Here is a 12,727-nt window from a genome sequence, read left to right on the forward strand (position 1 = left end):
TATTCTGTTAAACGTATCATCGCCTGTCGAGTATGCTATTACATGGCTCAACAGGCGATGATACGCTTGTTCCGTAAATCTATTGCTTGATCACTTTACGTACTACTACGTCGTCGGAATCACTTTTGAGTTGTAGAAAATATAGGCCAGCCGACCAATGATTTACGGGCAATGATTCTGTTTGGGTACTACCTGTGCCAATCCGGTCGAGCTGCCACACTACGTGTCCCGTAGCCGATAATGCACGTAGCGTTACGGCCTTTTTAGACGTAGCAGACCATTCGATACGTAGCGTGTTTGTTACCGGATTGGGCGAGGCTACGAACGAGAGAGTAGGTTTATTGGGCTCAACGCCTGTAATTACCCGATTTACGGTAATAGTATAAGCTGCCGGAACGACTCCTGCTCCACAAGCTCCCGAAATCGCTTTTAGCGTATACGTAACCGTTGGCGTTGTTACGTTCTTAAGATTGACCCACTTCACAATGGGGTTTTCGGTAATATTATTCCGTTCGGTGTCGTCCCAGAATTTGACGTACCAGGGGCCATCTCCGGCGAAACGAATCCGAATGGCGGTGCTATCGAAGAAATTCACGGCCCCATCGCCATACACCTGCGCTGACACTTGTTGACTAACCGATACGTTTTGCTGCGAATAGGTGCTTTCGCAGCCATTTACATCGCTTTGCGTAACAAACCAAGTGGTTGCCGAGGGTTTGTCGGTTGCTATGGTTACGCGAGTCTGCGCATTTTTCTTGTCTTTGGCATCGGCTTCGCTGGCATACCATTTAGGCGTATTACTTCCGGTAACCGTAGCCGATAACGTAACCGAAGGCTGGCCCAGACAACTCCGCACTACAGCGGCTACAGTCGGTTTATCGGGTAATGGTAAAATGGTATACGTAATGGTGCTGGCTGGGCTGATGCAACTGCCTAATTTCTGAGTTACGGTATAATTGTATGTTCGGGTAGTGGCGGTCGATGGGGTAGGAGCTTTGGTTGTGTCGGTTATCTCGGTCCCCTTCCAGATCAGGGCGGTGCCCGTGGCTCCTCCTGCCGTAAGGGCTACCGGTGTTGTATTTAAGCAGACCAGTTGCGACGCTCTTACCGTAGGGGCACCGGGTGCCGCCGAAACGGTTACCTGTATAACCTGACGTTGTAAACTTTCGCAACTTTTACTGTCGACCTGACTGACGTAGTACTTTTCCTGTTTTACGTTGTCGGCTTTGATAATAGGAGCGGTGGCTGATGCTGTTCCGCCGGGGGAATCCTGGGTGTACCAACGTAACGTATTTCCCGAAAGAGCCGTGGCCGATAGCGCCTTGTCTGCATCGCGTAGGCACAGCGTAAAATCAGTTGCGGTTGGCTTGGCAGGAGCGGGGTTGATTACTTGTGTAATAAGCGTAGGCAAACTTGGGCAACCGTTTACCGTCTGCGTAACGGCCACCGTAAAGTTGCCCGGTTTTGCCGTAGGGCTGGTTGTTGGCGGTTGGTTAGCGCCAGTTGGTAAATCGACAGACGTCCAGCGCAGGTTAGCACCGGTAGCGGTAAATGGACCAACGGGTTGCTGAGCTTGTTCACAAACTGCCAGAGGGGCCGTACCAACAGTGGGAGCGGCTGGAATATCGTATATGGTCACTTTCAATGCTGCTCGCGGACCTTCGCAGTTACCTGCGTTGGTTTGGGCAACGTAATACGTTTTAGTACCGACGGTATTCACATCGGGCACGGGCACGGTTGTTGAACCCGTTCCTCCCGTCTGCGCATCATACCATTTCAGGGTTGCATTTTCGGCCGTAACCCGTTTATCTAACGTAACAGAGGGAGCTGTTCTCAAACATAAACCCAAATCTTGAACGCTGGGGGCAGTTGGAGAATTTAAAATGGAGATTTTTACGTCGACGGGCAGACTAGGGCAGTTATTTCCACTCACGGCCTGTGTTACCTTATACGTAATTACTTTGGCTTCTGTTGTTGGTGGTACCGTAGAGGCTGGCACTTCGACACCATCTAAGTACCATTTGGGATTTTGTGCCTGCGCTCGGGCGCTGAGCGGTTCGGCTGTATAGCCAACACAATAGCTGGCGGGTGTTACAGTTGGTGCAGCAGCGGCAGCGTTAAACGTTTGAGTGATAGATGCTTTCGGACTGGTGCAGCCACTAACTGTTTGGGTAACCTGATACGTTAAAGGAGTAATTCCAGTAGTTGGAGGAGACGGTGCGCCACTAATAGGATTGTTACTGGCATCGTACCATTGCAGATTCTGCCCGCTGGCCGATAAAGCCTTTGAGTTTCCTCCCTGACAAAGTGGATCAGGATTTGTAAAAGTAGGGGCCGTGGGAATACTTTTTATAGTTACAGTAATAGTTGCCTGGTCACTACGACAGTTAGAACCTTCGAGTTGTGATACTTTATAAACCAGTGTCCCAACCGAATTCATAGGGGGGGTAGGGGTTCCGCTAATCGAATTTCCATTGCCATCATACCATTGGAGACTCTGTCCTCCAGCGCTTAATGGTTTGGGAGCTTCACCCTGACAGTATTCGACGTTAGAAACACTAGGCGGATTTGATTTGCCAGTTACGTCGACTCTGAACGTCACAACACCACTAAAGCAACCATCCACTTGCTGAGCTACTTCGTAGATATAATAGCCAGGATTTGTCGGCGATGGTGGTGTATCTCGTTTATCCCAGGCAGTACGGTTATCGGTTGTGCTATTGTAATAAATACCGTACCAAAATAAATTCTGTCCTTCAACCTGAAATGGTTTGGTTTCGCTTTGGCAATAGGCGATATCTTTTACGGTAGGCTTGGCAGGGCGGGATAGCTGGACGGCTACTGACGAGCCATCATCCTGAACAGCAGCACTATTAGAGATAACTTTTACTCGATAACCGCCCGCATCGTATGAAGAAAGGGGGCGATCAATTGTGCAGGTAATCGGACTTGATGAACCTGTGCCAATTATATTCCCATCTTTTTCTCTGCTGGAATTGGGCGCTTTGAAATTGCCACCTTGATCAGAAATGAGTACCGTATATGTAGTGCCAGAAGGAGCCGAACCAACGACTGAGAAATTCACCACAATCGGATCTCGGTTAGGACAAAAACCACCAGTTTTAGGGTTTACGCTGGTTGTTGTCAATTTTAACGCATTTACTTTTATGCTTGCGCTTCCTGATATACTGCCGTTACCGCAGCTATTTTTAAAGTCTGTAATATCATCGGCATCATAGGTATAATCACCAGTTGCGGATAACGTAATAATATAAGGATTTGTTGACGTAGTAACCGCAGCAAACCCTGCTGACGAACTAGTCCCGTTTCGATAGTTAAATGACCAGGGACCTGTTCCCGTGAAAGCTATTCGTACCTGAACCGGGGAACCATAATTTACAGTTGCCCCACCTGATATAGTAGCTGTAGGGGCTGCATTTACTGTAAACGTTGGACTGTTGCTGGCATTACCTTTCCGTTGAGCGTCACTGTCGCCAATAAAGATTCGGATGTAATACGTCCCGGCTGGCAAGTCATTAGGTACTACGGCTGGCCCTGTAATTCTATTACTAGCCGTATGAGTGCCAGCCGTTCTTACAGTAGGCGTACCTACGTATAGATCGTTGTAGTTCTGAAAAGCTTTTACAACAGCGTTAGTTGAAGCATTGTAATAGCTAATCCAATAATAACCAGCCGGATCACCGGCATGAGCAACTGCCTGCCTGCCATCATCTGTTACGTTGGCCGATATCGTAATGGTTCCACCAGGACACACCGAGCCGGGACTAACCGCTGTTGGAACCGTAGTTGGAACACTTTGGGCTAGTGCTCTACCTGCTATCGAAAGCAGTAGTAAGACAATGGATAGTTGATAACGAACAGGTTTCATAGTGTTAATGCAGATAGTTTTGAGGTTGGTTATCGGGCAGGCTTAGGTTTTATTTTTCCTGCTTTCCCTAATGATCGTATGCCATTGATGAGTGCTCCCACGCTGACAACACCACCTGCGTAGGCTCCGTAAATTCCAGGCTTCCCGTAGCTGGTTAGCGACATCGTTTCCATGGCTGGACCGGCTGGCTGGCGAGCAACGTCGAGCCAGCTATTGTATTCCACATTGAGTTTGTCTACGTTCGCCCTGTAGACATCGTAATCTTTTTTGATAGCCGAATAGCCCATGTAACTCCCTGCCAAACCTGCCACTCCCGCTACAATCTGCAGCCAGCCCATAGTACGTAAGCGCGCTTTCTCTTTTTGTGCGGCTGCGCTTAGAGATTGAGCTAGTGCCGGGCTAACGGTACGTGATTTAGGCGGAGTAAGAACGGAGGATTGGGGCTTTGGTTTGGCAACCTCGGGGGCTTTGAGGGCAATACTTGACGTATCTGTTTTTGGACTAATAACAGATACGTCAGGAACACTTGCAGGAGTAGATAGCTCCTGTTTCAGTTCTTCTCTCGGTTTAATGGTCGTTACAGCGATACGGCCCGCCGTATCGGGTAATGTAGTTTTTACATTAGGTTGTTTTTCTGATTTTTTCTGGTTTTTGGTTTGAGTAACCGCTGGCTTATTGGCTGCAATCTTAGCACTGTCGGTACGTATTTGCGCTTGAGCTACAGTGGGCGTTGGTGTTGTGTTTGTCTTAGGTTCTTCTTTCGGCTTCTGAGCCACAACGGGGGGCTTCACAACTGGCTTTGGCATGGCTGCCACACGAGCCAGTGAATCTTTTCGAGCTTTGGCGGCTAATTCCTTTTCGGAAAGTTGACGTTCATAGGCTTTGAAGTTCTGCCCTTTGTGGAAGACGAATCGGGTATTGTTCTTTTCAAATTCAATGCTGTTTAATCGGTCGTAGACGTAGGCTTTATCTTGGCGTTTATAAAAACCCGTTGGCAATTCAGACGTTTCGGATTTTGTGACTTCCAGCCAGACCTTATTAAATTTTAACGTAACATTTTGACGATCATCAGGCTGTTGGAAAACTACTTCTGGGCCACTGATGGTAAGGTTTGTCGGAATTGTTGGCTTTCCATCACCTTCGGCAAGAGGAATCAGCCCTTCGCCCGGACGAGCAAAGGCTAATCGGGTGATGAAGACCGTCCACTTGTTATTGACCTTGGTAACCTTCATCTCGGCTACCCGTTCGGCAGGCTGATAGGGTTTATCAATTTTTGTGTGCTGGCCTTTAAAATCAGAGCGAAAGAAGATCTTCAGATACATCATATTGCCCGATTGCTGAACGTCAGAATCCTGCAGATTGGAAAAAATAATAGTCGGCTGATCTTTCGAATTAGCCCGTTTTGGGTAAAAAAGGTAGAGATCGTTGAGGTACTTGGCAACGGGCGAATCGGACGTTTTTTCGTGTGAGATATGATTAGGGTCAATGTCATCTTCAATGATCACTGAACTGTTATCGAAAATCTGATTGGGGCCAGGTTCGTAACTAGTTTTGATGAGTTCATCAACATCCAGTCGATCCATGTTAGGGTCGGTTAGAGCGTTGAGTAGTTCAGTGTTCAGCGCCTTTAGTTTAGTACGGGCGGCAAATTTAATATTGCCCCGGTCTTTGTCTGTTATGGCTTTTTGATCCTGCCCCCAACTGGGTTGCCAAATCGACAACGTGCTAATTGTCAGCCATATCCTGAAGAGAAATTGTGCTTTCTTAGTCATGACTGGTTAGTTGTTAGGACAGTTGGCGTAAAAAAAACGGGCTCTGGCGCCATCACTACGGGCAAAGCCAAGTGAATAACCTACCTGGTTGTATTGATGCTGGTAAACGAGCGTTTGCGAAGAGATTTCTGTGGTTCCCCGAAAAACCTTCGTCGTAACTGTTTTGAAATTGTTTTTCTGAAAAGGATAACCAATGTCGTTGAGGCCGGGACCGGGCTGGCCCGTGTCTGTCATACGCGGAAACCCTCGGACATACAACCCGGAATTGGCGTAAAAGAATTTGTCGTCGTAAGTATACGTAACAAGTCTGCGTAAGCCAGAAGTATACACATATTCGGCCTGCGTAATCTGGCCAGAAGTATAGGTTAAATTCGTTACGTTGCCCTGAGTGTCTGTGATTTTTGAGATTTTCTCGTCCTTAATTTCGTACGTAGCACTGGCCGGATTCACTGCCAAACCGGTTAACTTACCGCCAGTAAACGTGTAGGTCTTAGTGGTATTTCCTTCTTTGCTGGCAAACGTTTTTAGTTGTAATCCCGAGCCTTCGTAGGTGTATTCGTAGCTGAAGGAGCCGCCGGTAATTTTGCTGATACGTTTAGGCGAAACGGCTTCATCGTATTGGTACGTTAAGGCTGTGCCGTTCACATCCTGGCTCAGCACGTACTGCCGCTCGGTGTCTAATTTGTAGGTGCGGGTTTCTTTGGTTAGCTCGTCGACGCTGCCAGTACGGTTACCAAATGAATCGTACGTATAAGTTGCTGAATACCGGCTGGTTGTATCAACAAAGTCTAATCGACCAACGTAGCAACTTGGTGGTATAAGCGTATTGGGCAGGCTGGGTTCTTCATGACAGGCCCAGAAGCCAGCCGCCAAAATCAGGATTGGTATGATGTGGATATGGTATAGTATACCAGTACGTATTCGTTTCATTTACTTAAGAATTTAATAACGACGCGCCTGTTTTTCGCTTTATTCTCCTCGGTATCACTTGGCGCAATGGGGTAACTGCTTCCCAGACCTTCAATAGTTATTCGATTATCTGCTACGCCCCGACGTTCCAGAAAACTGGCCACCACTTTTGCCCGCAACTCCGATAGATTTTTGTTTAGTGTTTCGTTGCCTTCCTTATCCGTATGCCCCATCACACGAACATTTATGTCATTATTTTGAATTAAGTAGGTGGCCATCTGGCTCAATAGCGTTTGTGAGTCGGGGAGTAAATCATAGCTACCCTGTGTGAACCGAAGAGCTGAATCGGGGCGGCTCATGGGCGTATCGGATGGCGTTGCTGAGGCATTGACTGTTGCAGAAGATGAGGCAAAATTGAGCCCTGGTTGAATCTGAATGCTACGTTGTTCCCGTAAAGCATTCTGCTGATCTGTGATTACTAGTGTATAGGCTTGCGGTAATAAATCATACGCTACCAATGTTCTCGACAAGCCCGGAATAGGCCGTAAATTGATGGGTTTACTTTTGGGGTCTTCAGGACGTAACTCACAGGAGCCAGTTGTTGCGTCGATTTGTAGAGAAAATAACGTTAATGCACGGGTAAGCCGAACGTCATGCTTAAACTGACGACTATCGCCCTGTTCGACAACCTGTATTCCCTTATACGTAGCATAGCCGGGCGCATCAATCTCAATAGCAACAATGTCTTTTTCGGTAAAGTCGATCTTGAACTGGCCTGCTTTATTGGTATCGAAACAGTTTTTGGCGTCGGTCTTAGTATAGAAAAGGCATATTTTGGCCTCCAGAAACTGGTTGGTTAGCGCATCCCGAATCGTGAACGTATTGTGTTGAGGCCGGATGCTGGCTTCATTATTATTTTTCTGAACAAAATGTGTCTGTTCGGTCTGGGAATACGGTTTGTTGAAACCCGGCTGGTCGTTGGCTACCAGTGGAATGACGACACCAATCGGTTTATCCGTCGACGTTGATCCTACGTTTAGCAGGAGCTTTTGAGAGCGATACCCATCTTTCTCAACAATAATGGCTTTTACAGGGCAGGTTATCTCAATGCTAAAACGCCCAGTTTCGTCGGCACTCATTCCCAGATTAAAACGACCTCGCTGTGTTTCGACAAAAAGCTGAGCTTTCAGCGGACGATGGCTAACATAATCGTGTACAATACCCATCAGGCGAATGCAAGGTGCCGCTGCTCGAGTCTGGTTCAGACTACAGATTAGACCAATTGCCAGCCAGAAGAACATTGTGACGCGCGTGCTCATAAAGCTCTATCGTTGAGAACTTACACTAACATTGCCTAACATGGTTTGCCATCTGAGATTAGATGTGCCGTCGATAATTTTCTGATAAGAGTCGAGCTTTACCCGAACGTCTTTCTGTGTTACGTCGCTATACTTCGTTTGACCGTTGGCGTTATAGCCCGTAAAACGCTGCTGCCCGCTGATTGTGCCCTCATACGTACCATCAGGCATTTGGGTTAAATCCTGCACAAATTGAGTATCAGCCCATTCTACCTTGGTATACAGATAAGGAAGGCGTTTCAGGCGATTTAAATATTCATCGACACGGTACGTACGTGAACCTGTCCGTGCCGACGACGTAACTTCAATTGTCGAGCCTTTGATAAACAGACGTAGCGCCTGTTCAATAGCGCGATCTTTTTCGTCGTTACTGCTGTTTTTGTCGGTAATGACATTGATGTAGTTAACGAACTCATCGACACGAGCCAGCGATTTCTGACGATACGTTTCCTTTTCTTCCTCGGTCAGCGTCATTTTATTGCCACTCCCCGAGTTGTTTTTGTCAGATTCGGTTAGGGTTGCCGGAGCTGGAGAAGTTGCGGTGGTGTCGGCAGCTACAGGTTTTGATGCAGTAACCGGTTTGCCACCGTTTTCAATATCAGGGCGGAGTTCGGCCAGTAACGGAGCGGCTTCATTGACTGGTTTGAGCAGTACATGTCGGCCGTCTCGGTACAATACAGCAATCAGTTCGTTCTTATTAATCGTTGCCGAATTGCCTTGGGGAGTTTTATAATTGATGACGTCGCCATCATACGAAATCTTTCCCAGCACGACCGATAACGGCGACGCTTTAATCAGGTAGTCGTTTCCATCTTTACGGGCAGGTGCATCTAGAAAAGTCTGTAGCTGTTGTTTGGCCTGTGTCAGATCGGGCGAAAGCTCGGCAATTACCAGAAAGTTGCCTTTCTGATTAAAAGCCAGCACAACTCGAGACCGGCTAAAGGGTTTATCTCTACCGCCATCGGCCCTCACAACGACTTTATCGGACGTGAGGTCAACGATACGTGTATCAACTGCCGGATCACCTTCAGAAAAATAGATTACATTGGGATTATCCTGCCCAAACAATGGGCTGATTGCCAGCAAACAGGCAATGATATGGATAGTAAAGATCAGAGAAAGTTTTTTCATTGGTTCGTGTAGGTTAACGCATGGCATCAACTAGCTGTTTGGTTGCATGAGTTATAAATTGCTCAAGCACATCGGGTTCAACGGCTTCGTAAGGGCCAATTTTAGTGCGTTTCACAATTGGGTAGAGACGCCCGCCTTTATACTCATATTCGCAGCCAGATACACAAGGGGTGTATTGAAATTTGTAGCTGCCTACTACCTCGTTGGTTTTAACATAAACCAGTCGGTATTCGACTGACGCACCTAACCGGGAAAATTCGTTGGGCAGAAGAATAAGCTTTTCTTTTCCATTTTTCCCTACCTGAAAACACTGGTTGGTTCTGTAGACAACTTCGTGATTCATATTTATTAATTCCAGAATCAGATCTGTATTCGTCAGGCCATTTAACTTTGAATAATCGACACTACTCGCTTTATCGATCACTTCATTGAATAATGCCCGATCTCGTACGCTGAAATTCTGGTTGAAAAGCTCTTTCTCGATGGCATTATAAAGTAGGTTGTTATCGTAGAAGCTCTCCTGCTTTTGAGTAGTAGACTTGCGAGGATCACGGGCTCGCTTTTTGTCGGCAGCCTGATCGGTGGTAATACCTTTGTGCGTTTCCGGAACCCGAAGCACAATTTTAGGTGCTTTGTTCACCAGCATAACTTGGGCTAGTGATTCCGATGATTTAATCTCAGCATCTGGTTGCTTAAATCGGACCAGTACTCGTTTGCTGCAATTGGTTAGCGTTAGCAACAGGAATAGGTAGAGAAATGGGCGCATACGGTGGTAAGGTTAAACGATGGTCTAGTGTATTTGAGAGCAGAGCACTACGTATAATTCTATTGCTTAGGGCGTAAGGCATCGGCCGATTTAGCCGTTTTTAGATCCTGACTTCCCTTGTGCGTGCTACCGGGTAAGCTACTGGTAACTGTTTTGGGTGGTGGGCGATTAGGCTTGGGCGTAGTGCGGGCTGTGGCTGTTGGCTTAACTACGGTTGGTGTAACAGGCGGGCGATTTTCTACAACAATCTCTACTTGTCGGGTAGCGTCAATCCGATTTAGCAATTGCTGGTAATCGGCTTTCGTGGCATCTTCCTGTTGTTGGAGCTTTTCTAAATCATCCTTAAAACGTCGCCGATTAGAGGGGCCGTTCAGTTTTGCAATTTTTCGCTCGACCTGATTCGATAATCCTTCAAGAACCAATTGTTCCTGCTGAATAAGCTCGTTTAAATAGTCAATTGATTGGTCGATTGATTTGCTGGCGTCGGGAGTTGCGTAAGGCTTTGCTTTCCGATAAGCTGCTATGGCCTGCTTGTAATCTTTCTGGCTTTCGTAGCGTTTTGCCTGCTTGGTATATGCCTGAAATGTCCGGTCATCCTGTGCCAGTACAAGTGGGCTAACAAGAAACAACCCACCCAATAGCAATACAGTGTGTATTGACAATTTCATAGTTGTAAACAAAAGTGTGGATGTAATTTCGGTAAAATAGCCAACAACTTCTATAAGCTATTTATCCAGAAAACATTCATTTTTAGTTATCGGCAAAACTAAGTAGCTGCCAAGCCTGGAAACGAATATTTATGCAAGATACTGAATAGTAAATAATTAATAATGGAGTCCTGCCATTTTTTCAAACTTTGGCACCCCTGTTTACGTTAACGGCTCTCAACGCTTATGTTGAGAGCCGTCTTGATTTGTGGTACACTTAATTTGTTAATAAAAAGTATATGAATATTGATTATTGGTTGTAAAAATTGTTTTACCAAGATTGCCCCAGTTGCTTTAATTCATTCTGCGCATTTTGGTTTCCTTGCCGGGCGGCCAGCTTATACCATTGAATGGCTTTGGCAGTATTCTGTTTAATTCCCGAAGCACCATATTGATAGGTTACACCTGTATAATATTGACCGAGTGCTAATCCCTGATTGGCGGCCATAATATATAATTTGAGTGCTTCGGCACTGTTCTGAGCCACACCCTCCCCTTGTTCATACATAACTCCCAGATTAACCTGCGCATCGGCGTTGCCCTGATCGGCAGAGGCCTTAAACCAACGTAACGCCTGTGCCAAATCTTTAGAAACACCCCAGCCATTGTAATACATAACTCCCAAGTTGTTCTGGCCTTGTGGGTTTCCCTGATCAGCGGATTTGGTAAACCAGTTCATTGCTGCTTTGTAATCCTGATCGACCCCCAGACCATTCTGATACATAGATCCTAAAGCACTTTGCCCGGCAGCATTGCCCAAATCTGCCGATTTCTTATACCAGTAAAGTGCTTGTGTGAAGTCTTTAGCCTTGCCATTGTCGCCAACAAAATACTGACGACCAACCTCGTTACAGGAATCGGCGGTTGATGTTGCAGCACTGGAATCTGTGATAGCTTCTCCGGTTGTAGAGGAAGCACCTGCTGTGGTTTTGCCCGAATCGCGTTGCGACCACCATAAAAAAGCACCTAATATAATAGCCACACCAATTGCTACGTAGGCAATCAGATTCTTAACTTTTGATGGGCGTTTAGTTTCGTCGTCAGGAGTTGCCGGATCAGTTACCGGACGTAGTGAGCCATCGGGAGTTAACGGAACCTTACCGTCGACAACTGGAATTTGGGCTGCCGGCTGTTCCCAGATTGGATCGAACGACTGCACACGTGTGGCCGATTCATTTTGCAGGTCTGAACTGGCTGGTTCTGGGTTAAATGTTTCGGCGGCTTCTGCCTGTAACGGAGAAAAATGACTCGGTTCTGCTGGCTTGGAAACTGGCTCTGCCGGAGCACCTGTAGCGGGTCTTTGCGCTGGGTTAAGCGTAGTAAGCAGATCGGCACGCATATCGTTACAACGCTCATACCGTTCCGATGGATCTTTTCGGGTGGCTTTGGCAATTACTAGGTCAATTCGCTCCAGAAATGCTTTTTTCTCAGGCTCTACATCGGTAAGCAAATTCGCTAATGAAGGTAATGGCTCGTTACGTATGCTATTTTGCACCTGAATCACTACGTCGAAATTCGTTACGTGTGGGTATGGGTTCCGGCCCGAAAACAATTCCCAAAGCGTTACACCCAGCGCATAAATATCACTACGCCAGTCAACACCTGCCGGATTCACAATTTGCTCGGGGCTCATGTAGGCCACTGAACCCATCTGCAATTTGGGGTCGGTCAGCGTACTCTCGAAGGTTGATATTCGGGAGATGCCAAAATCAAGAATTTTCGGGCTTCCATCGGGCTCAATAATAATATTGCTGGGCTTAATATCCCGATGAACCACACCCTGTTCGCGTCGAGAGCCAATTTCAATCACTACATGGTGTGCATAATCGAAGGCGTCGAGCAGTTTGGCGAACATCTCGACGGCGAGCTGTGGTTGCTGGTATAGTTCTGATTTGACTCGTATGTGCTCAGATAAAGTCTTACCTTCAATAAACTCCATCACAAACGCATCACGCTCAGGATCAAGCCCTAATATTCGGACGATACGTGGGTGATTGAGCATCTCCAGAATTTCGGCTTCGCGGATAAATCGCCGGCGAATGTTTTCGTCATCGCGGAGTTGTTCGAGGAGGAATTTGACGGCCACCCGTTCACGTTTGCCCCAAACGCGTCGTGCTTCGTAGACCACACCCATGCCGCCCGCTTTTACCTTGCGAGTGATTTCGTAGTCGAAAAGTTTGTTGCCAATCATAGAA

At 46.9% G+C, this 12,727-nt stretch carries 8 protein-coding genes; all 8 read right to left on the reverse strand.

Going from position 1 to position 12,727, the window contains the following annotated elements; genetic code table 11:
- Positions 1 to 79: 79 nt before the first annotated feature.
- On the reverse strand, positions 80 to 3,889 hold the full coding sequence (locus ACYVD4_RS30540) for an Ig-like domain-containing protein (protein WP_460952083.1): 3,810 nt from the start codon (positions 3,887 to 3,889) through the stop codon (positions 80 to 82).
- Positions 3,890 to 3,918: 29 nt separating this feature from the next.
- A complete protein-coding gene (locus ACYVD4_RS30545) occupies positions 3,919 to 5,661 on the reverse strand; it encodes a hypothetical protein (protein WP_460952084.1) in 1,743 nt (580 codons plus the stop codon).
- A gap of 6 nt (positions 5,662 to 5,667) precedes the next feature.
- Positions 5,668 to 6,591, reverse strand: a complete 924-nt coding sequence (locus ACYVD4_RS30550; RefSeq protein ID WP_460952086.1) for a hypothetical protein — start codon at positions 6,589 to 6,591, stop codon at positions 5,668 to 5,670.
- Entirely contained in the window at positions 6,588 to 7,889 is a 1,302-nt protein-coding gene (locus ACYVD4_RS30555; protein ID WP_460952088.1) for an OmpA family protein, read from the reverse strand. Before ACYVD4_RS30555 ends, ACYVD4_RS30550 begins: the two co-directional genes overlap by 4 nt.
- Positions 7,890 to 7,895: 6 nt before the next feature.
- The gene (locus ACYVD4_RS30560) at positions 7,896 to 9,059 is read right to left on the reverse strand and encodes a hypothetical protein (RefSeq protein WP_460952089.1); all 1,164 of its coding nucleotides are present in this window, start codon (positions 9,057 to 9,059) and stop codon (positions 7,896 to 7,898) included.
- 13 nt (positions 9,060 to 9,072) lie between these two features.
- A complete protein-coding gene (locus ACYVD4_RS30565) occupies positions 9,073 to 9,825 on the reverse strand; it encodes a hypothetical protein (protein ID WP_460952091.1) in 753 nt (250 codons plus the stop codon).
- 59 nt (positions 9,826 to 9,884) lie between these two features.
- Positions 9,885 to 10,493: a hypothetical protein gene (locus tag ACYVD4_RS30570; RefSeq protein ID WP_460952093.1), complete on the reverse strand. Its 609-nt coding sequence runs from the start codon at positions 10,491 to 10,493 to the stop codon at positions 9,885 to 9,887.
- A 310-nt stretch (positions 10,494 to 10,803) separates the two neighbouring features.
- Positions 10,804 to 12,723 (reverse strand): protein kinase domain-containing protein, encoded by a 1,920-nt coding sequence (locus ACYVD4_RS30575; RefSeq protein ID WP_460952095.1) that lies wholly within the window; start codon positions 12,721 to 12,723, stop codon positions 10,804 to 10,806.
- Between the last annotated feature and the right edge of the window lie 4 nt (positions 12,724 to 12,727).

It is taken from the genome of Spirosoma daeguense, from assembly GCF_054776875.1.

What these genes read in the sequence shown, in the direction of transcription:
- ACYVD4_RS30540 (WP_460952083.1), bottom strand. Translation starts at nt 3,889, where the DNA reads ATGAAACCTGTTCGTTATCAACTATCCATTGTCTTACTACTGCTTTCG.
- ACYVD4_RS30545 (WP_460952084.1), bottom strand. Translation starts at nt 5,661, where the DNA reads ATGACTAAGAAAGCACAATTTCTCTTCAGGATATGGCTGACAATTAGC.
- ACYVD4_RS30550 (WP_460952086.1), bottom strand. Translation starts at nt 6,591, where the DNA reads ATGAAACGAATACGTACTGGTATACTATACCATATCCACATCATACCA.
- ACYVD4_RS30555 (WP_460952088.1), bottom strand. Translation starts at nt 7,889, where the DNA reads ATGAGCACGCGCGTCACAATGTTCTTCTGGCTGGCAATTGGTCTAATC.
- ACYVD4_RS30560 (WP_460952089.1), bottom strand. Translation starts at nt 9,059, where the DNA reads ATGAAAAAACTTTCTCTGATCTTTACTATCCATATCATTGCCTGTTTG.
- ACYVD4_RS30565 (WP_460952091.1), bottom strand. Translation starts at nt 9,825, where the DNA reads ATGCGCCCATTTCTCTACCTATTCCTGTTGCTAACGCTAACCAATTGC.
- ACYVD4_RS30570 (WP_460952093.1), bottom strand. Translation starts at nt 10,493, where the DNA reads ATGAAATTGTCAATACACACTGTATTGCTATTGGGTGGGTTGTTTCTT.
- ACYVD4_RS30575 (WP_460952095.1), bottom strand. Translation starts at nt 12,723, where the DNA reads ATGATTGGCAACAAACTTTTCGACTACGAAATCACTCGCAAGGTAAAA.